Source organism: Mesorhizobium silamurunense, from assembly GCF_014843825.1.
GTDB classification, from domain to species: domain Bacteria; phylum Pseudomonadota; class Alphaproteobacteria; order Rhizobiales; family Rhizobiaceae; genus Mesorhizobium; species Mesorhizobium silamurunense.
Window position 1 is genome coordinate 14,352 of record NZ_JHQR01000192.1, and the last position, 17,670, is coordinate 32,021.

20 protein-coding genes and 1 pseudogene are annotated in these 17,670 nt (G+C 61.4%); 6 read left to right on the plus strand and 15 right to left on the minus strand.

The window, feature by feature from the left end; all coding sequences use genetic code 11:
• Positions 1-84: 84 nt before the first annotated feature.
• Positions 85-1,068: an ABC transporter substrate-binding protein gene (locus tag DH10_RS21350; protein ID WP_192254441.1), complete on the minus strand. Its 984-nt coding sequence runs from the start codon at positions 1,066-1,068 to the stop codon at positions 85-87.
• Positions 1,069-1,765: 697 nt separating this feature from the next.
• On the opposite strand from DH10_RS21350, the gene DH10_RS21355 reads away from it, so the two are divergent.
• Positions 1,766-2,209, plus strand: a complete 444-nt coding sequence (locus tag DH10_RS21355) for a PPC domain-containing DNA-binding protein (protein ID WP_192254439.1) — start codon at positions 1,766-1,768, stop codon at positions 2,207-2,209.
• Positions 2,210-2,461: 252 nt separating this feature from the next.
• Here the strand turns inward: DH10_RS21355 and DH10_RS21360 are convergent, their stop codons facing one another.
• The gene (locus DH10_RS21360; RefSeq protein WP_192254437.1) at positions 2,462-3,070 is read right to left on the minus strand and encodes a cysteine hydrolase family protein; all 609 of its coding nucleotides are present in this window, start codon (positions 3,068-3,070) and stop codon (positions 2,462-2,464) included.
• A 143-nt stretch (positions 3,071-3,213) separates the two neighbouring features.
• Between DH10_RS21360 and DH10_RS21365 the strand changes: the two genes are divergently transcribed.
• Both DH10_RS21365 and DH10_RS21370 read left to right on the plus strand, forming a co-directional pair.
• Positions 3,214-4,272, plus strand: a complete 1,059-nt coding sequence (locus DH10_RS21365) for an ATP-dependent DNA ligase (RefSeq protein WP_192254435.1) — start codon at positions 3,214-3,216, stop codon at positions 4,270-4,272.
• Between the two features lie 90 nt (positions 4,273-4,362).
• Positions 4,363-4,722 (plus strand): hypothetical protein, encoded by a 360-nt coding sequence (locus DH10_RS21370; RefSeq protein ID WP_246506391.1) that lies wholly within the window; start codon positions 4,363-4,365, stop codon positions 4,720-4,722.
• 9 nt (positions 4,723-4,731) lie between these two features.
• Here the strand turns inward: DH10_RS21370 and DH10_RS37960 are convergent, their stop codons facing one another.
• Positions 4,732-4,965 carry a KTSC domain-containing protein gene (locus DH10_RS37960; RefSeq protein ID WP_343221596.1) on the minus strand — a complete coding sequence of 78 codons (234 nt, stop codon included), beginning with the start codon at positions 4,963-4,965 and terminating at the stop codon, positions 4,732-4,734.
• A 94-nt stretch (positions 4,966-5,059) separates the two neighbouring features.
• On the opposite strand from DH10_RS37960, the gene DH10_RS21380 reads away from it, so the two are divergent.
• Positions 5,060-5,665 carry an alpha-ketoglutarate-dependent dioxygenase AlkB gene (locus DH10_RS21380; RefSeq protein WP_192254433.1) on the plus strand — a complete coding sequence of 202 codons (606 nt, stop codon included), beginning with the start codon at positions 5,060-5,062 and terminating at the stop codon, positions 5,663-5,665.
• 44 nt (positions 5,666-5,709) lie between these two features.
• On the opposite strand, the gene DH10_RS21385 is transcribed toward DH10_RS21380, so the two are convergent.
• From DH10_RS21385 to DH10_RS21400, 4 genes are all read right to left on the minus strand, one after another.
• Positions 5,710-6,078, minus strand: coding sequence for a hypothetical protein (locus tag DH10_RS21385; protein ID WP_192254431.1), 369 nt, complete (start codon positions 6,076-6,078; stop codon positions 5,710-5,712).
• Position 6,079: 1 nt separating this feature from the next.
• Entirely contained in the window at positions 6,080-6,997 is a 918-nt protein-coding gene (locus tag DH10_RS21390) for a dihydrodipicolinate synthase family protein (protein ID WP_192254429.1), read from the minus strand.
• Positions 6,994-7,512, minus strand: a complete 519-nt coding sequence (locus DH10_RS21395) for an MmgE/PrpD family protein (RefSeq protein ID WP_192254427.1) — start codon at positions 7,510-7,512, stop codon at positions 6,994-6,996. The genes DH10_RS21390 and DH10_RS21395 overlap by 4 nt, the downstream gene beginning before the upstream one ends.
• A gap of 225 nt (positions 7,513-7,737) precedes the next feature.
• On the minus strand, positions 7,738-7,902 hold the full coding sequence (locus DH10_RS21400; RefSeq protein ID WP_246506390.1) for a hypothetical protein: 165 nt from the start codon (positions 7,900-7,902) through the stop codon (positions 7,738-7,740).
• Between the two features lie 18 nt (positions 7,903-7,920).
• On the opposite strand from DH10_RS21400, the pseudogene DH10_RS21405 reads away from it, so the two are divergent.
• Positions 7,921-8,418 (plus strand): annotated as a pseudogene (locus tag DH10_RS21405) (NADPH-dependent F420 reductase); the annotation flags it as partial.
• 346 nt (positions 8,419-8,764) lie between these two features.
• Here DH10_RS21405 and DH10_RS21410 read toward each other — a convergent pair.
• The 8 genes from DH10_RS21410 to DH10_RS21445 form a co-directional block, all read right to left on the minus strand.
• Positions 8,765-9,049 (minus strand): hypothetical protein, encoded by a 285-nt coding sequence (locus tag DH10_RS21410; RefSeq protein ID WP_192254425.1) that lies wholly within the window; start codon positions 9,047-9,049, stop codon positions 8,765-8,767.
• Between the two features lie 8 nt (positions 9,050-9,057).
• A complete protein-coding gene (locus DH10_RS21415) occupies positions 9,058-9,756 on the minus strand; it encodes a hypothetical protein (protein ID WP_192254423.1) in 699 nt (232 codons plus the stop codon).
• 53 nt (positions 9,757-9,809) lie between these two features.
• Positions 9,810-11,207, minus strand: a complete 1,398-nt coding sequence (locus DH10_RS21420) for an APC family permease (RefSeq protein WP_192385296.1) — start codon at positions 11,205-11,207, stop codon at positions 9,810-9,812.
• A 10-nt stretch (positions 11,208-11,217) separates the two neighbouring features.
• Complete coding sequence (locus tag DH10_RS21425) at positions 11,218-11,385, minus strand: hypothetical protein (protein ID WP_168247624.1); 168 nt, start codon at positions 11,383-11,385, stop codon at positions 11,218-11,220.
• Between the two features lie 10 nt (positions 11,386-11,395).
• A complete protein-coding gene (locus DH10_RS21430) occupies positions 11,396-11,779 on the minus strand; it encodes a hypothetical protein (RefSeq protein ID WP_192254419.1) in 384 nt (127 codons plus the stop codon).
• An 11-nt stretch (positions 11,780-11,790) separates the two neighbouring features.
• The gene (locus DH10_RS21435) at positions 11,791-12,108 is read right to left on the minus strand and encodes a hypothetical protein (protein WP_192254417.1); all 318 of its coding nucleotides are present in this window, start codon (positions 12,106-12,108) and stop codon (positions 11,791-11,793) included.
• 659 nt (positions 12,109-12,767) lie between these two features.
• Positions 12,768-14,072: a serine hydroxymethyltransferase gene (glyA, locus tag DH10_RS21440; protein ID WP_192385297.1), complete on the minus strand. Its 1,305-nt coding sequence runs from the start codon at positions 14,070-14,072 to the stop codon at positions 12,768-12,770.
• Between the two features lie 44 nt (positions 14,073-14,116).
• Complete coding sequence (locus DH10_RS21445) at positions 14,117-16,717, minus strand: phosphoenolpyruvate carboxylase (RefSeq protein ID WP_246506389.1); 2,601 nt, start codon at positions 16,715-16,717, stop codon at positions 14,117-14,119.
• A 467-nt stretch (positions 16,718-17,184) separates the two neighbouring features.
• Here DH10_RS21445 and DH10_RS21450 point away from each other — a divergent pair, with 467 nt between their 5' ends.
• Positions 17,185-17,529 (plus strand): BRA0787 family protein, encoded by a 345-nt coding sequence (locus DH10_RS21450; RefSeq protein WP_192254413.1) that lies wholly within the window; start codon positions 17,185-17,187, stop codon positions 17,527-17,529.
• Positions 17,530-17,670 lie beyond the last annotated feature (141 nt).

The window sequence follows — 17,670 nt, forward strand, 5'->3', positions numbered from 1 at the left end:
CCGTTGATCTTCTGAAGCGCGAAACTCTGGTCTTTCGAGAAACGGGGTCGGCCCGGGCGGGCCGACCCCGGCGGTCTCGAAGGCTCACTCGTCCTTGATGAAATCGGTGTCGAGGATGGTTTTCGCGTCGATCGTCATCTTGAGCTTGCCGGCCTTGCCCCAGATGTCCTGCGCGAAGTTCACCAGATCGGACGCCTCGCTCTTTTCCGGAGTGCCGAAGAATTCCAGGTTGCGGGCATGGTCGTAATAGCGCACGCCCTTGGCGCCGGCGGCGAAATCCTCGGGCTTTTCGAGATAGCCGCCAATGCCCTTGGCCATGATCTCATAAGCCTTTTCCGGGTTGGCCTTGATGTACTCGACCGCCTTGTAATAGCCCTTGACCAGGGCCTTCACGTCCTCGGGATGCTTTTCAATCAGATCGCATTTGAGGGCGATCACATCGACGATCAGGCCGGGGGTCGTCGTGGAATCGATCAGCACCTTTCCCTTTCCGCCCTTGCGGACCTCGGTGAGGTGCGGCTCCCAGGTCACGGCGGCGGGAACCTGACCGGCGATGAAGGCGGTCGCCGCGTCATCGGCGGTCATGTTGGTGATGGTGACGTCGTCCTCGGTCATGCCCTCCTTCTTCAGGAGCACGTTGAACCAGAACTCCGAAATCGAGCCCTCGTTCAAGGCCACCTGCTGGCCCTTCAGATCCTTCAGCGATTTGGCGTCGGCCTGCGTGACGACGCCGTCGCCGCCGTGGCTGTCGTCGATCGCCAGGACGTATTTGAAGCAAAGCTCGTCCGAGCGATATTTCATCAGTTCGTCGACCGTCGAGGCGGCGCCGTCGAGGTCGCCGCCAGCGACTGCCGCCATGTAAAGCGCTGATTCCTCGATGATCTTCAGGTCCACATCGACGCCGGCTTCCTTGAAGTAGCCGAGGTCTCGGGCAAGAAACAGCGGCCCGTAGCCCACCCAGGTGGTCATGCCGAGACGAATGGCGCCGGCGTCAGCGGGAGCGGAAAGCCCCAGGCTAAGCAGGCCCGCGCCGACCGCGGTCATCAGGCGATTTCGGTATGTCTTCATTGTCGTGGTTCCCCTATGGCAGTTGCCGGCACCGGCCTCATTCAAGTGGCGTATGCCAAGCTGTGTTTCGGCAGCCGCTCTCTTGTTATGCGTCGCCTCCCAGGCGGGCCTAGCGTGTTCTAGGCTCAGCAAGAGAGCATCCGGGCCGGATCGCAAAAAGAAGTCTTTTTCTGTCCTTTGCTTCGTCGAAACCGAAGCAGAGGCTGGCAAGCGAGGCAGGGAAACCTCTCAAGCACTCAAGGTCGCCGCCCTCGCCTTGCCCGCGATCGGGGCTCCCCGCATTGCAACGGCGACTCGGCAATCGGATTGGCGGCTTAGACCAGGGGCAGGTAGCAGCGAGCTGTCCGTTGCTGCGGCTAGAAAAGGGCTTCTTGCCGATCGGTTCCACCTTCGGCTCATTGATCCGGCGGAACTGGACCGGGTCCATGCCGAGCCTGTTTCACCGCCCAAGGCTCCCCTGCCGTCGAGGCCAAGGCGCAAGCAATCAGCTGGGTGGCGCAGCTCATCGGCCGCCAGGCGACGCTGCTCGCCTATGTCGACGTCTTCCGCTACTCGGCGATCGCCACGGCGTTGCTGGTGCCGCTGGCGCTTCTGTTGCGGTCGCCCAAGCCGTCCCGGCCGGCGAATAGCACGCTCCTGAGGGAACATGCGTGGCAGGTTGCGAGTTGCACCCAAGGCAATGACCGGTGCGAACGACATGAAATCGAAGCTGGTCTCAGAAACTTCCGGACAAAGAACCTTCGTGGTCGTGCTGGACCCAGGCGAGGAAGCGGTCGCCGCGTTGACGAATTTTGCCGGGCAGAAAGGGATCAGCGGCGCTTCGTTGACGGCAATCGGCGCATTCGAGAAGGCGACAGTCGGCTGGTTCGACATCAAGTCGAAATCCTACCGCAAGATACCTGTCGACGAGCAGTGCGAAGTGCTGAGCGCTATCGGGGACATCGCCGTCGACGACAATGGCAAGCAAAGTCTGCACATTCATGCGGTGCTCGGCCTGAGCGACGGAAGGACACGCGGCGGACATCTGCTGGAAGGCACTGTACAGCCCACACTCGAAATCACGGTTGTGGAGTCACCTGGCCATCTGCGCCGCACCAAGCGCCCTAGGCTCGGCATCGCCTTGATCGACCTGGATGCCTGAGCACTGACGACCCAGCTGCGCCCTTTCGAGTTCTGCCAGGCGCTGACGCGCCTCGATCCGAATTTCGTGGTCTTCTGCACGTCCGGCACCTCGAAGCGAGAGGTCTGCGGGTTACGCCATACTCCATTCCAACCGGCAATTGCGCCGGCTATTATCCCGAGCTCAACTCTTTGATATCGCTCTGGCATCGCGCCCGTAACGCGCACATGCTGGCGGCGAAATCGGTGCCCGTGAGGGATCGTCGCATAACGTTCAGGTCCAGGCCGAGAGAACCGTCTCCATCTCGACGGTCTCGACCTGTTGCGCGAAGCGCTGATGATAGACGGTCATCAGCGCGTCATGCGTGGCGTCTGAGGAACTGCAAAGCGCGTCGGTGACCAGCACGACGCGATAGCCGATGTCGATCGCTCCCAACACGGTGGCAAGCACACAGACATCGGTCTCTCCGCCGGTGACGACGAGCGTATCGATCCGGCGAGCGGCAAGGGTTGTCTGCAGTCTGCCTTCCGGCCAGGGCGAATAGACATGCTTGTCGATTACCTGCGCCGGCGGACAGAACGACGACAGCGGCGGCAGCAATTCGATCATCTCCGGACCGGCATTCTCGATCGTCATCGAGGCCCAGCGCTCATAGTAGCGTCTCCAGGTACCGACCCCCCTTCCAGGCCTTTCGGCCGGCAAGAAGCGCGTGAAAATCGTCTGCTCGGCTTTCCTCTCGACGAGGTTCACGATCCTGGGAAGGACACGGGTAATCCAGGGCGTTGCCCATTCCGAAGGTTCGGCGAATAATCTCTGCATGTCCACGCAGACATGCGCGCAACGATCGCCGAGAGGACCATAACTCAAGCCGGAAACCGACATCAGGATTCCTGACGGGAGTTCATGTTGATGCGATGGCGCAAAGTGGCCGGACTGGATGGTCGAAGCTCAACATTTCGTTCCTGATTTGTGGTGAAGCAACGCCCCGCCGTGCAACTCGTTCCTGTTGGCCGGAAACCACAGCTATGGTCGAAAGTTTAAGTGGGATGGAGACTTCCCAGATTTCCGTCCAAACTGCGTCGAACAAGGAGTTTCCCCTGCCCCTGGACACGCAGCCGATGGAGGCGCGCGCCGCCGAAGAGCTGCCCGAGGATCGCGGTGCCTGGGAATACGAGCCGAAATGGGATGGGTTTCGCTGTCTCGCCTTCAAGGGCCATGACACCGTTGACCTCAGGGCGAAATCCGGGAAGCCGCTCGGCCGTTATTTCCCCGAGCTTACGGCCATGCTGCGCGGTCTCGATGCGAAAGATTTCGTTGTCGACGGAGAGATCGTAATCGAGATCGAGGGCCGCGCCTCCTTCGACGCGCTGCAGATGCGACTTCACCCGGCCGAGAGCCGGATCCAAAAACTGAGCGTGACGACGCCGGCGCAATTGATCCTGTTCGACATGCTCGTCGCGCCGGGTGGCAAGTTGCTCCTCGAAAAGGCCCTGCAAGAGCGGCGAGCAGCAGTCGAGAATTTCGTGGCGAAGGCCGATACGGCTTCCTTGCGGCTCTCGCCCTCCACCACGAGCCTCGCCACCGCCAGACAATGGCTGCAAGGCGCAGGTCATGGCTCGACCGACGGGGTTGTCGCCAAGGCGCTGGGCGGATCCTACCGGCCGGGCGAGCGCGCGATGATCAAGATCAAGCGGCTGCGCACAGCCGATTGCGTGGTCGGTGGATTCCGCTACCTGAATGGCAAGCCTCAGGTCGGGTCGTTGCTGCTCGGGCTATATAACGAGCAGGGCCAACTCGACCATGTCGGCTTCACATCGACCATCGGCAATGAGGAGCGGGCGGGGCTCACCAAGAAGCTCGAGAGTTTGCGCGGCGGGCCCGGCTTCACCGGCAAAGCGCCGGGCGGCCCGAGCCGCTGGAGCACCGAGCGCAGCGGAAAATGGGAGCCGGTACAGCCGGAACTGGTCGTAGAGGTTCGCTTCGACCACGTCACCGCTGGCCGCTTCCGGCACGGAACAAGATTGGTGCGCTGGCGGCCCGACAAGGCTCCGCGTCAATGCACATTCGAGCAGATCGAACGTTGAGCCGCGTGCCGCGCCAGCGGAACAACCGGTCACTCCAGCGGTTCTTCAATGGAGCGAACCGGACGCCGGTTCACAATATTGGAGAGCGACATGGACCCCCGCAACAAGCAGCGATCCAAACAGCAAGACGAGGCCGAGGCCCCAGCCATCGAGCAGCAGGACTGGGAGTCCTTTGAGGGCGACAAGGTGCTTCCGGACAGCGTGGTCGTGGAAGAAGGCGTTCCCGACGCCGGGGAGACGGAAGAAACGCCCTCCGAAGAGGACGATGACAACCCCAGCCAGAACAGCGACGAGGCCTTGCCCGACGACGAGGAGGAGGAGGTTTGTCGAAGGATCCTTCCAAGGAGGGCAGCCGGTTCGACGAGGTCTAGCGGACCACGCGCTTGCCGAGCCGATGAAGGGTGGAATGGTCCGATCGGCGCCGGTTGCGAAGGAACACCCGTCCTGTAATCGGTGCGTTCAATGCCGCGGTCCGCGCTTCACCAAGCGGAAGCTGTATCGGTCGCGTACGAATTCGTTGAAAAACCGACCCTTGGAGGGAGCGGCCGCGAACGCAGCGTAGGTTTCAGTCAACCTCCTCATAGTCATAGCGGTCGCCTCTCGGGACGAACCATACCGAAAGGATCTTCGTCGCCGGATCGTAATGCTGTTCCGGATGGCAGTGGAGGGCATGACGGACGTCCTGTTTGCCATGCGTAATTCCTGCAGCTGTCGTGAGGTTCCGCCGTACCGTGCGTTGGCAGGACAAGGTCTTGCGAGGCCAGCCGAATTGCCTATCTGAGGGCTTATGCCATCAGCGAAATCCAGGACCGCGGCTCAGGTCCGTCAGGGCGATCTTTTCGGCGCCCCAAACAGCTTACCGCAAGGATTACACTACCGGCCGGGGCTGATCACGCGCGATGAAGAAAGCGAGTTGGTCCGCCACATCAAAGGCCTGCCGTTCAAGCCCTTCGACTTTCATGGCCATCTTGCCAACAGGCAGGTTGTCGGCTTCGGACTGCGTTACGACTACGACCGCCGCGAGGTCGTGGAAGCACCGGCCATACCCGACTTCCTGCTGCCGCTTCGCGACAAGGTCGCCGGCTTCGCCGGCCGGCCCACGTCCGAGTTCACGCAGGTGCTGATCAACGAATACCGGCCAGGCGCCGGCATCGGCTGGCATCGCGACAAGCCCCATTTCGAGCTCGTCGCGGGTGTCTCCCTGCTGGCGTCCTGCAGCTTCCGGCTACGCCGCAGGAACGGCGCGACATGGGACCGGGAGACGATCGAGGTCGAGCCAAGATCCGTCTATCTCATGGCCGGTCCGGCGCGCAACGAATGGGAGCATAGCATTCCGCCGCTCGCGGAACACCGCTACTCCGTCACATTTCGGACGTTGCGGCCAAAGCTGTAGGTGGCGACGTGCCCGGAGCCGATTTCCGATACGCCCCCGCGGTCTCACCGGTTCTGGTGGAGGACCGTCTCGGCGGCGATGAAGCCCCAGGTCATGTTGGGGCCGAGGGTCGTTCCGGCGCACTCGGCGCGCGTGCCGATCGGATTGGACATGGCAAGCCCGGCGGCGTAAAGCCCGCCGACCGAGACCCAGCGCACGGTCGGACTCTCGACCAGCGCCGCGCGCGGATAGCGCAATCCCCGGTCGAACTTGATGGTGAACACCACCTCGGCGCCGGTGTCCGAGATCATCCCGGGAAGCGCCTTATAGCTGTCGCAGCCGAGCACCGTGAGGTCGGGATGGGTTTCCGCCAGCACGGCCATCGGCCCGTCCGGCGCATCGGTGGTTACGATGATTGTTGGCCGCGCGGACATTTCAGCCTCGCCTCGGACCGGGGATGTGATCGGCGAGAGGACCCAGCGCCTCAAGCAAGGCCTTGCCTGCCTGCGTGGTGGTGTTCTCATGCGGCGCGCGCAGATTGAGCCAGCGATGATCGCCGGAACGCACGGCAAGTGCCGCCTTCATGCCGCCGATCAGCCCGGCGTCCTGCACCGCCTTGCGAAACGCCTTGATGGCGGCATCGGCGGTGGACACGTCGCGGCCTGCGCGCGCGCCGTCATACACCGCCCGGATCGCCTTGGCATTGAGGTTGACGGAGGCGGAAATGCAGCCGGCCGCGCCTGCGGCCAGGCCTTGCGTGAGCTGGCCCTCGGAACTCGGAAAGACGGAGACGTTGGGCGCGGCTGCGATCACGGCGGCGGTGTTGTCCCAGCTTCCGGCGCTGTCCTTGTAGGCGACGACCGTCTCCGGGAAGGCCGTATTGAGCCGCGCCGTCAGCGCCGGCGACACCGGCACGCCGGAGTTCTGCGGAATGTGATAGAGGATCAGCTTGAGCTTCGGGCTGGCGACTTTCTCGATCAGCTCCGAATAGTAGCGCGCCTGCCCGTTATCGCCCGCCGCCGTGTAGAAAAATGACGGCAGCACCATGACGCCGACGCAGCCGAGCTCCAGGGCATGCCTGCTGAGCTCAATTGTGTCCGGCAGCGCGGTGACGCCCGTGCCGGGCATCATCTTGTCCGCCGGGATGCCGGCCTCGGCCAGCCACTGCAGCGCCTGCATGCGCTCGCGCGGCGACAGCGACAACGCCTCGCCGGTCGTTCCAAAAGGCGAAAGGTAATGAGCCCCTTGGGCAAGCACCCATTTCGCATGGCTCACCCACAGGTCGCGGGCGACGCTGCCGTCTTTTTCGAAGGGCGTCAGGATAGGCGCGATGACGCCTTGCACACTGTTCATCGATGGTTCTCCCGGATCGTCGCGTCGCCGGCGGCAAGAGTCGCTGCCGCGGCGACTGTTCTGATGAAGAAGGCGGTCGAGGCGATGTCGAAGAAGACGTCGAAGCCTCCCTCGCTCCGCACCAGCACGGCTTCGACGCGCGTCTGCGCGACCAGAAGCGCCGGCACGACCGCCACGCCGATGTGCTCGTTGGTCGGCGGATAGCCGTCGTGACCGTCGAGATTGTCGGTCTGGGTCGCCGCGGCGAAGGCGGCACCTGCCACGCTGACGCGCCCACCGTCGAAGATCATCCTTGCCGCGTGCCGGTCCGCGCCGGAACCGTAGAGCAGGACGGCGGCGGCGCGCGCGATGCGTCCCGCCTGCATCGGCCCGCCGGTGATGGCAATGCCCATCGTGTCGAGGAACCGCAGCGCTGACGACTTCAGAACTTCGCGCGGGAACGCGTTGGCCGACCTGCGCAACACGAAGTCGGCGACACGGGCAAATACGGTGGAAGCAGACTCACCTTCCGCCATCCGCCGGTCCATGCCGCCACCTTTCGCGTTCCTGATCGGTCCAAGATAACTACGAATAATTTGGTCTCATGGGCCAGGCACGTGATTAGTTTGGCGCCATCGCACAAAAAAATCGGGGGTCAAGGCGATTGCTGAGCCCGACGGCGCCGGTCTAACTTTTCGCTTTGCCACGGAGCGGCGGCTCAAGCCAGCGACGCGAGCGGATTGTAGCCGCACTTCACCGACCTACGATCCCGCCGCGCTCTGCGTAATGCGTTCCAGTCCGAGCAAAAGGACCAGGGTCGCTACCAGCAGGATCATGGTGAGCGCCGCGCCCGCGAAGATGTCGCCGCGATCGGTCAGCGAGAAGATCGAAACCGGAAGCGTGACCCAGCCCGGTGGATAGACCATCACTGTCGCGCCGAGTTCGAGGCGTTGGCGCCGCAGGCTCGGGCGATTGGACCCACGGTCGTCGCCAAGTCGCTGCGGGATGCACTCGAGGCCGACACAATCATCTTGGCGGTCCCGTTCGGGGAGCATCGCGAGGTTGCGAAGGCCCTGCCGAGCTGGAAAGGCAAGACAGTCATCGACGCGATGAACGCGTTAGTTCCCGTTGAGGAGCTGGACGGTCTCCCGTCCTCCGCCTTCGTTGCGAATTCGTTCACCAGCGCCAAGTTCGTGAAAGGTTTCAATCACCTGGTTGCGGCCACCCTGGCTGCCGATCCGGTCGTCGAGGGCGGCCACCGGGTCGTCTTTCTGTCGAGCGACGACGAGGACGCGATCGCTCCCGTGGCGGCCTTGGCCAAACAACTCGGGTTCGCACCCGTCAAGCTGGGAAAGCTCAACGAGGGTGGCGCGCTGGTGCACGCACGCGGCCGCACTTGGGGCCAGCTCATCTTCCAGGATTTGTTCAAGAAGGAGCAGTAATCGATCTACGACCGCGTGATTTGGCCCGAGAAGTGCGATCCCAAAACGTCGGCCATCTATGCGCTCAACGACATCGACGTGAAGGTAATCGCCGCAAAAATATTTTGAGGTCTCAGGACCTATCGGTATCGGCCGGGACGAATTTCGGTTATTCGGCCGAGCAATAACGCTTCGGAGGCGTCGCCGAAAAGTACCGTCGCCAATGCACAACAAGCATCGCTGGGCGGCCCCACCCGGCAGCACGCCGCCGAGAAATACTGACAAGAAGAAGCATCGTTGCGGCTTGGGGTTGCCCGGCGACCGCCGGCGCGAGCACGAGCCGGCAAGAATCTCGCAGTCTCTTCGCTCAAGCGAGACGGCTTTGATGCCTCCCGCTTGCTGCCGCCGTCACCAGGATCCGGGCGCGACGATAGGCATCCGGGATCGATAGTGCCCACACGAACAACCCGAACGCATGTCGCCCGACGAACGATTGGTCCGGGGTTGTCGTCATGTAGCTGATCACCGAAAAGAAAAGCACGAAGAAAGCAAACGCCAGCCCGCGCTTTGGGTCGCGTACGGCAAAATGACCGGCCCCAGGGCAGAGGGCCGCCATAGCGAGGACCAGGTAAGGATTGATTGGCTTGGCCATCGGCGACCTCAGGCGGCTTCGTGGACAGCGGTGATAGCGCCGCCCGCGCTCAGCGCCTCGCTCAGGGACTCCGCCTCCGCGACTGCCTTGCTGACGAGATCGGCGGAAATCGTCGTGACGGCAAAGCGGATCTGCCGCAGCAATAGATGTGCTCCGCGCTCGCCCTGAGCGGCCTGACGGATCACCCGGGTACCGCGCGGCGAAATGACGGCTTCCTTAACGGCGGGATCGGAAAAGAGTTTTTGGAAGATCGCTACGGCGCGCTCAACCTGCCACGCAGAGGCGTGACCATCGCCCCGCATCAATAGTGAAGTTTCCATCTCCGGCGGCGCCATCCATTCAGGCAAGTCATGGACGAGCGAATAATATTCAGCACCGGTCGGGCGGGCGAGAGCGCCAATCGCTGGCCGGCCACGTTCGCTAACTTCGCTGAGTGTCACCCGGAGCCAGAGCTGCGGCAGTCGACGCGTCACCATCGTATCGGCAAGGAGTTCGATCCGGACCTGCCTGCCGTCCTCAAGGCGACTGACGAGAATGGGGAAATGGTCGGGGGCGAAGCTCATCCGCGCGTCGGGAAAGAGCCTCGCCGCCTCATCCAGAAGCCCCCTGCGTTTCGCGAGGGAGGCACGATGGTCGCTGATCGCGCGCTTGCCTATCCAAGCGCAGGAGGCGACGACAAAGGCCGAAAACGCAAGTGTGGTGATCATTGAGATCGCCTTGCAAGGACGGGCGGCACAGCAGCGCCGCCCGTCTGGTTGACTTAATAACCGAGCGGCTTCGGCCAGGGCATGGTGAACTGGTCACCACGGCGGACGAACCGGTAGCGCCGGAAGTGGAACCAAAGCGATGCCACGATGTAGAAGCACATCATCGCGCTAAGCTGCGTGCCGTAGCCCAGGAACACGGCGAAGTAGGCAGCAGCGCACAGCGTCAAAAGGACGATCACCGGCAGTGGGTGAAGGGGATGCACATAGCCACGCTTGATCGTGTCGAGCGGCCATTTGCGCCGGAACATGACCATGTTGAACGTCATGAAGGTGTACCCGAGCAAGCCTGAGAGGATCGAGAAGGTCACGACCTGATCGAGCGGTGCACCAAGCGCGAAAATGAGCGCGATGGGTACCAGAAATACGATCGACCGGTACGGCGTGCGGTAGACCGGGTGCACTGCGCCGAACCAACTCGGCAGGTAGCGGTCGCGGCCCATCGAGAACCAAGCTCGCGAGGCATCGTTGATGCATCCGTTAGCCGAAGCGAGAGTCGAAAACATCGTGCCGACGAAGAGAAGCACCATCAATCCGGTGTTGCCCGTGACGCGCGCAGCGTCGAAGAGCGGTGTTCCGGCTTGGCCGAGATATTCCCAAGGCAGGAGGCCAGAGCAGACATACCAGGTCATGGTCGCGGCGATCAGCAGCGTCATGATGCCGGCCATGGTGCCATAGGGCAGCGAACGCGCTGGCGATCGCACTTCTTCGGCGGCCTGGCAGGTTCCCTCGATGCCGAGATAATACCACAAGCCGAAGTGCAGGGCCGCGACGATGCCGATCCAGCCATAGGGCAGCGGAGACGTCGTGATCGCCGAAAAGTCCATCGGCACGGCAGAGGCGCCGAGTTGCACCGAGACAAACAGGGCAATGATCGCCAGGAAGGCAATGGCCGTGATGACCAGATTGAAGGTCAGTGTAGCCAAAACGCCGCGGAAATTGAGCCACGCCAGGAACATGATGGAAAGGATGATGAACGGCTTCTGGTTGAGGCCGGTATGGCCCATCATCCCCGCGACCGTGTCGAGCAGATAGCCGACGGTAATCGCGTTGGCCGCCTCGAGCATGGTGTAGGCCATGACAAGAAACAGGCCGACATTGAAGGCCATCAACGGCCCGACGATGTGCTTGGCCTGAGCGTACTGGCCGCCAGCGGCGGCGATGGTCGACGTCACTTTGGAGTCGATCATCGCCACGCAGGTGTAGAGCAGACCAGCCACCCAGCAGGCGGCGAGCCCGGCGATCATGCCGCCTTTGCCGACAGAGAAGTTCCAGCCCATATACTCGCCGACGAGCACGATGCCGACGCCGAGAGCCCAGATATGGGCGGGGCCGAGCACGCGCAGGAGCTGAAGTCGCTCGGTTGCGGGTGCGGTTGCAGTCACATTTGCCATGTCCGTCCCCTCAGATTTGGTGGCGCTCGGCCGTCACCTCGATCTCGCCTTCGCGTGATGAGGTCAGCAGCTCGTTATCGTAGGTGGTGTCTATGCGAATGAGGTTGATGAGCATCAGCGCACCGAACATGGCTGACAGGGCCCAGGCCACGTATTCGAGAATGTTCCAGATATCCATGGTCGCCTCCCTATCGCCGCTTTGGATCGAAGCGTTCTTCGATCACTTCGCGGTATTCCCTGTCGGAAAGCCGCACAACCAGGACAAAATAGCCAATCACCAGCACCGCCATGACGATCAGCGGGGCCCAGCTGAAACTGTAATCGAAGCGGGCGGTGATGATGTCGTTCGCGGCAGCCGGGTCGGTAATTCCAATCGCCGCCCATTGCTTGGCCTCGGTCGCGTTCTGACCGAGCGCTTCCCAGGTCGGGTTGGCGATCGGGTTAGGCGTTTTAGCGGCGCCGGCAAAGCCCAGGTAAAGCGGCAAATAGAGGGCGCCCACTGTCAGGACGAGCAGGGTAATAACGTCGAAGACCTGACCGGCGAGGCCCTGTTTGGGAGGTTGATATGCCATTTGCTAGCTCCTTAGCCCCGGCGCCCGCGCATCTCGTCGAGATGCTTGATGTCAAGGCCGTAGATGAAATGCTTGTCTTCAGCGTAGTGGCGCAGCATGGCGACTATGGCCGCCGTGTTGAAGGCCAACACCAACGCGCATGCGACCGACAGGATAATGCGCATGGCGGGGATCGAGATGTAAGGCCAGACGCTGAACAGCGCGAACAGAAGTGTGCCCCACAGCACGACAACGAAGGCCAACAGGCCTGCGCGATCGCGAGCGTGCATTTTGTCGATGCGCTGGTTGAGGTCGAGTTCGCCAGTTCGACTACTGATTGTTGCTTCCATTTGTTCTCCTCCAGACGGCCATTTTCGGCTTCGTTGCGCTTTTGCGGTAGGGAAAATTAATTTCCCAACAGGAATATCCGGCAAAGTTAATTTCCTGTCAAGTGACGCGATGCAGATAGTGGATGGCGTCGGTAAGGCAGAGATGCTCCTAAACAGATTTGAACTTGGATAAGGATTTGCCTTCGCGCGCCACGGGTTCGTAACGCCTCAAACCAGGTGGCTGGCGAGCGCATCTTTGGATTGCGGAGCGCGACCACCGGAAGCCTTGCCACACGGGTTGCCTGGGTGGAAATTCAAGCCGTCGTCACGATCGATGATCGCTCGCTAGCCGGCATCTCCGGCGAACTTGCACGCCTGACAATCAGTCTTTCCTACGCGTTCCGCCAATCAGGAGCGATCGAACGTTTGGCAATTCCATGAAATTGTTTGACGACTTCCGTCCGGAATTGCGCAAAATAAATAGTTGGGGCGAATCAGCGATTCTACCAAACACTTTAACTTCACTAGGCTAGGCTAAATCCGGACCGTCTTGCGGGATTACTTCTTGTGCAAAGAAATACCGCTTCACCCGGCTAGGAAAGGGGAGCGGCTTTCGCCTGGAATTACTTTGCAGCAATTTCTTTACTACCAGTTCTATCAAAGCTGAATCGTTCCAGGGATCAGTCGTAGATCGGGAATTGGCTAACCAAATCGTGCACCTCCTCGCGCACCGCCGCCTCGATTGCTGCGTTGCCGGCCTCGTCATTGGCAGCCAACCCATCGATCACGCTCATCGTCAGGCGTCCGACCTGACGGAATTCTTCCACGAGCAAGCCGCGTGTGGTGCAGGCCGGGCTGCCTAGGCGGATGCCCGACGTCACCATCGGGCCCTGCGGGTCGAATGGGATGCCATTCTTGTTGCAGGTGATGTGGGCGCGACCGAGTGCGGCCTCAACAGACTTGCCAGTCAGTCGTTTGCGCCGCAAGTCGACCAACATCAAATGCGTGTCGGTACCGCCCGAGACGATATCAACGCCCCCCTCGGCGAGGGTCTCGGAAAGGACCTTGGCATTGGCCACAACGTTTGCCGCATAAACCTTGAATTCGGGCGCCAGCGCCTCGCCGAAAGCGACTGCTTTTGCGGCGATTACGTGCATTAGCGGTCCCCCTTGGAGGCCGGGGAACACTGCCGAGTTGATCTTCTTGCCGATCTCGTCATCGTTGGACAGCACCATGCCGCCACGCGGGCCGCGCAGGGTCTTATGGGTGGTTGTAGTCACCACGTGGGCGTGCTCAAGGGGGTTGGGGTGGACGCCACCAGCAACCAGGCCGGCAAAATGCGCCATGTCCACGAACAGCTTGGCGCCGACCTCGTCGGCTATCGCGCGAAAGGCCTTGAAATCGATAATGCGCGGATAGGCGGAACCGCCGGCGAGGATCACCTTGGGCCGGTGCTTGCGTGCCAGATCGCGCACCTCATCGAGGTCGATGCGATGAGTATCGGGGCGAACTCCGTAGGAAACGACATTGAACCACTTGCCGGATTGGTTGACCGGCGCGCCGTGGGTGAGATGTCCGCCGGCGGCGAGGTTGAGACCCAGAAAGGTATCCCCCGGCTGCATCAGCGCCATGAAAACCGATTGGTTGGCCTGGCTGCCGGAGTTCGGCTGGACGTTGGCGAACGAGCAGCCAAACAATGTCTTGGCGCGCTCGCGCGCCAGATCTTCGACCTCGTCCACGAATTGGCAGCCGCCATAGTACCGGCGGCCCGGATAGCCCTCTGCATATTTGTTGGTCAGCACCGAACCTTGTGCCTCGAGCACCGCCTTGGAGACGATATTTTCGGAAGCGATCAGCTCGATCTCGTCGCGCTGGCGTGTGAGTTCGCGCTTCATGGCGTCGCTGACGGCATGATCTGTAATGGCCACGCCGGCGCGGAAGAAACGATCTGCGGCATCGGTACCAAGCTTGGTCGATATGTTCATTAGGCTCCTCCCTTGCGACGCGACGCTTGCGTCAAGATTGCCAATCACCCAGTCCAGCCAAGACCGGTTGAAATGCAGTTGATCGAAAGCAAAAGCGCGTTGACCGCCCGCTTGGGTTTTGCGGTGGAGCCGTCCTGTGCGCGGACCTCGCGCAAGAGCTGCACCTGCAGTCGGTGTATGCTGTCCATCTGCGGCCTAATGCGATCGAAGTGCTGCTTGAAGGTGGGGAAGCGCTGCGAGACTTTCAGGCCGCCATTGACCTCGGCGATCATCTTTCGGGTCAGCAGATATTCGGCGGCGATCTTGCGGTAGATCCGTTCACCCACCTCGCTATCTTGCACCAGACCGGCATAGAGCCGGCCGATTTCCATGTCGGTCTGGTAAATTCCCTTGTCGACCTCGTCGACGATGAGACGGAAGAAGCGCGAGCGCTCGAACATCTGTCTGAGCAGATCCAATCCGGCGTTGCCGCGAACATTGAGGAAGGAATTGAGCGCGCTGCCGATGCCATACCAATTGGTCAGCAGATGCCGGTTTTGGCTCCAGGCGAAAACCCAAGGAATGGCGCGCAGGTCGGATATGTCGCGGGCCCCGAAGCGGCGTGCCGGACGCGATCCGATCTTGAGCAGCGACAGCTCCTCCACAGGACTCGCCTGATGGAAATAGTCGATAAAACCCGGCTCGTTGATAAGGCTCGAATAGGACGCCTGCGACATGCCGGTCAACGCCTCCAGAGCCTCGTTGAACTCGGGAATGTCCCTCAGTTCGGGCTCGTTGGCCGACTTGACGCTGTGGGCGAAAACGCTCGCGGCGAAGATTTCGAGCTGGTAACGCCCTGTGCCACGGTTGGCGAATTTCGACGACACCACCTCGCCCTGCTCCGTCACGCGCATGGCTCCGCCGACTGTGCCGGCGGGCTGGGCGGCGATCGCACGGCCCGTTGGCGCACCGCCCCGGCTGACCGAACCGCCACGGCCATGGAAAAAGCTGATCTTGATCTTCCGCTTCTGGCCAAGGGCGTGGATACGTCTTTGCGTCTTGTTCAACTCCCAGTTCGAAGCGAGGAACCCGCCATCCTTGTTCGAGTCGGAATATCCCAGCATGACTTCCTGCCGGTTGGAGAAGTCGCTCAACGAGCGGCGCACGATCGAGACGGCCAGCAGCCGATCTAAAATGTCGGGGGCGGCACGCAGATCGGCAATGGTCTCGAAAAGTGGCACGACACGCAGTCCGATTGTGCCGCTGCCGTCGAGCGCGGTGGCCATGCCGCAAAACTGGCCGAGCAGGTAGACGGCAAGCAAGTCATCGCAAGAGCGTGTCATACTCAGGATGAAGGCGCCCACAGCACCGCCGTTCAGTCCAGACGCGGCCCCGCGAATGACGTCGAACAGGTCAAGGAGCTCGCGCGCCTCCGCGGAGAGAGCGCCTCGGTCGATCCCAAGCTGCTCGCCAGTACTGAGCGCTTTACGAATGCGCAGGCTCCATTGTGGCGTATCGGGCGCGGGCGCCTGATCCCCGTCAGTAAGTCTGAAAAGCTCGGCCAGCACTCGATTGACGACCGTCGAGTTCTGGCGAATGTCCAATGCGACGGTGCGGAAGCCGAAGGTTTCGACCTGCCGGCGCAAGGGGCGAACGAAGCGCCGCGCGACGAGATTGCCACCCAGGTTGGCAAGCACCGTTTCGAGGTGGCGCAGGTCGGTCTTGAACAACTCCGAGCGGGCATACGGCTTGGCCGCGGTCTCACCGAGCATGGCCCGCAAGCGATCCAGCATCGCAGCCGCGAACTGCCGCAGCGGCTCTCCCGGATTGCGCGCCGCAATCTCCCGGGCCGCACCGCTCCGATGCAGCGCCTGGGCCAGCGCCTTGTTGAAGTCTTCCGGGATGTCGACGACATTGGCGCTGACGCTAAGCACCGTGACCAGTCGGCGAACCTGCTGGATGTACCAGCCGATAATCGCCTGGCGCGATTCCTTGAGTGCACAAGCGGTAATGCTTGCAGTCACATTCGGATTGCCGTCACGGTCCCCGCCGATCCACGACGCGTAGCGCATGAAGGATGGCACTTTGAGATCGTATTTCGGGTAGTGACAGGCGAGCGCTTCCTCGACGGCATCATAGATCTTCGGAGTCGCCTCGAAGATCACCTCGCGGAAAAAATGCAGTCCCCAGGCAATCTCACTTTCAACCGAGGGGCGTTCAAGCCGCAACTCACCCGACATCCACAGCAACTCGATCTCGCTCCTGAGATCGTCGATCAATTGCTGATGCTCGCGCGGCGCCCAGCGCTGCTGTTCGAGCTCCGTGAGCTTGCGGTAGATGCGCCGGTGGATTTCGAGAACCGTGACTCGCTTTGCCTCGGTCGGGTGGGCGGTCATGGTTGGACCGACACTCAGTGTGTCGAGGGCGGTCTGGATCTCCTCGGCCGGGTAACCGGCGGCTTTTATTTCACCTATGACATTGGCGAAGGAACCGATCACCTCGTCTGCGCCGCCCATCTGCTCAAGCTCGCGGCGTGAACGCATTGCCAGTAATTCGTTCGCGATCGCGACAAGCTGGAACCATATCCCTGTCGCTTGCAGGGCCGGAATGCGCTGGGCGTCGGTGAGGGTGTCGAGGCTTGCGCGCCCGGTCAGAACATCCCCCATCCCGGGTTCCCGTTCGCTGACGACGGACGTCAGGAGCCTGAAAAGCAGGCCCCTGACGTCCTCATGACAGCTGAGTGGTCTGCTGTCGTTCAAAGCGGCACCCATTCTTCCAATGTTGTCCCGAACTTGCCCAACGAAGCGGACATCCCGGGATTCTCCATCTGGAAGCAGATAGACTTTCCGCCTCCTTGAAAACGCCCGGACGGGTAGATTTACCATTCGTTCGGGTGGGTTGGGACACCAACCGAGTGATGATCGGCAAGGCCAAACCGGGACTGCCGAACCAGGCATGAATCACGATCTTGCCAACATTGGTCCAGCGCGTTTTGGAGCTGGACGCCAGTTAACTGTTATGCAAACATGTTGCCTTATAGGAAAAAGGAAGCGAGATAATTTAGACTGAGGTTGATATTCCATAACCCGCTAGCTCAGCGCGTTTCATAGGGGACCTCGGGAGGGACTTGGACATGGATATGCACAAGGTGTTTCCAGATCTTTTTGAAGGGCATGCGCCGATCACCCTCCAGAACGCTTTTCACGAAGCGCTCGAGGCGCTCGAGGAATGGGGCGAGAAAGACGAAGAGCCACTCGTTCCGATCCACGGCGTTGCCATACCGATCAGCAGCGTTTTCGTCAGAATGAGCGACTGCACCGATCTGATGCCGCTCAGAACACAAGGTGTTCTGGAAGCGATCATCGGCAGGGATCTGGTTCGCGCCTCGGAACGGATGCTTTACGCTGACGCAGCAAGGCTTGCGATGCCCCTATTCGCTGCGCGGGTAGTCCCTGTCGCCCTTCCCGCTTATCCCTGACATGAACGGACGAACCGCAGTACCCGGACTTTCCTTGGAGAGGGCCAAGCTGTCACGGATTGCTTCAAAGCCACCCGGACAGCTGTGAGACCGAGCCACCAGGCCGTGACGACTGTCCCTCACGGAGGATTGCCAAGAGCA

What these genes read in the sequence shown, in the direction of transcription:
- DH10_RS21360 (WP_192254437.1), bottom strand. Translation starts at nt 3,070, where the DNA reads ATGTCGGTTTCCGGCTTGAGTTATGGTCCTCTCGGCGATCGTTGCGCG.
- DH10_RS37960 (WP_343221596.1), bottom strand. Translation starts at nt 4,965, where the DNA reads ATGGCAAACAGGACGTCCGTCATGCCCTCCACTGCCATCCGGAACAGC.
- DH10_RS21445 (WP_246506389.1), bottom strand. Translation starts at nt 16,717, where the DNA reads ATGGGGGATGTTCTGACCGGGCGCGCAAGCCTCGACACCCTCACCGAC.
- DH10_RS21410 (WP_192254425.1), bottom strand. Translation starts at nt 9,049, where the DNA reads ATGGCCAAGCCAATCAATCCTTACCTGGTCCTCGCTATGGCGGCCCTC.
- DH10_RS21355 (WP_192254439.1), top strand. Translation starts at nt 1,766, where the DNA reads ATGAAATCGAAGCTGGTCTCAGAAACTTCCGGACAAAGAACCTTCGTG.
- DH10_RS21400 (WP_246506390.1), bottom strand. Translation starts at nt 7,902, where the DNA reads ATGGTCTATCCACCGGGCTGGGTCACGCTTCCGGTTTCGATCTTCTCG.
- DH10_RS21395 (WP_192254427.1), bottom strand. Translation starts at nt 7,512, where the DNA reads ATGGCGGAAGGTGAGTCTGCTTCCACCGTATTTGCCCGTGTCGCCGAC.
- DH10_RS21390 (WP_192254429.1), bottom strand. Translation starts at nt 6,997, where the DNA reads ATGAACAGTGTGCAAGGCGTCATCGCGCCTATCCTGACGCCCTTCGAA.
- glyA (WP_192385297.1), bottom strand. Translation starts at nt 14,072, where the DNA reads ATGAACATATCGACCAAGCTTGGTACCGATGCCGCAGATCGTTTCTTC.
- DH10_RS21420 (WP_192385296.1), bottom strand. Translation starts at nt 11,207, where the DNA reads ATGGCAAATGTGACTGCAACCGCACCCGCAACCGAGCGACTTCAGCTC.
- DH10_RS21415 (WP_192254423.1), bottom strand. Translation starts at nt 9,756, where the DNA reads ATGATCACCACACTTGCGTTTTCGGCCTTTGTCGTCGCCTCCTGCGCT.
- DH10_RS21450 (WP_192254413.1), top strand. Translation starts at nt 17,185, where the DNA reads ATGGATATGCACAAGGTGTTTCCAGATCTTTTTGAAGGGCATGCGCCG.
- DH10_RS21350 (WP_192254441.1), bottom strand. Translation starts at nt 1,068, where the DNA reads ATGAAGACATACCGAAATCGCCTGATGACCGCGGTCGGCGCGGGCCTG.
- DH10_RS21385 (WP_192254431.1), bottom strand. Translation starts at nt 6,078, where the DNA reads ATGTCCGCGCGGCCAACAATCATCGTAACCACCGATGCGCCGGACGGG.
- DH10_RS21425 (WP_168247624.1), bottom strand. Translation starts at nt 11,385, where the DNA reads ATGGATATCTGGAACATTCTCGAATACGTGGCCTGGGCCCTGTCAGCC.
- DH10_RS21380 (WP_192254433.1), top strand. Translation starts at nt 5,060, where the DNA reads ATGCCATCAGCGAAATCCAGGACCGCGGCTCAGGTCCGTCAGGGCGAT.
- DH10_RS21435 (WP_192254417.1), bottom strand. Translation starts at nt 12,108, where the DNA reads ATGGAAGCAACAATCAGTAGTCGAACTGGCGAACTCGACCTCAACCAG.
- DH10_RS21370 (WP_246506391.1), top strand. Translation starts at nt 4,363, where the DNA reads ATGGACCCCCGCAACAAGCAGCGATCCAAACAGCAAGACGAGGCCGAG.
- DH10_RS21365 (WP_192254435.1), top strand. Translation starts at nt 3,214, where the DNA reads ATGGTCGAAAGTTTAAGTGGGATGGAGACTTCCCAGATTTCCGTCCAA.
- DH10_RS21430 (WP_192254419.1), bottom strand. Translation starts at nt 11,779, where the DNA reads ATGGCATATCAACCTCCCAAACAGGGCCTCGCCGGTCAGGTCTTCGAC.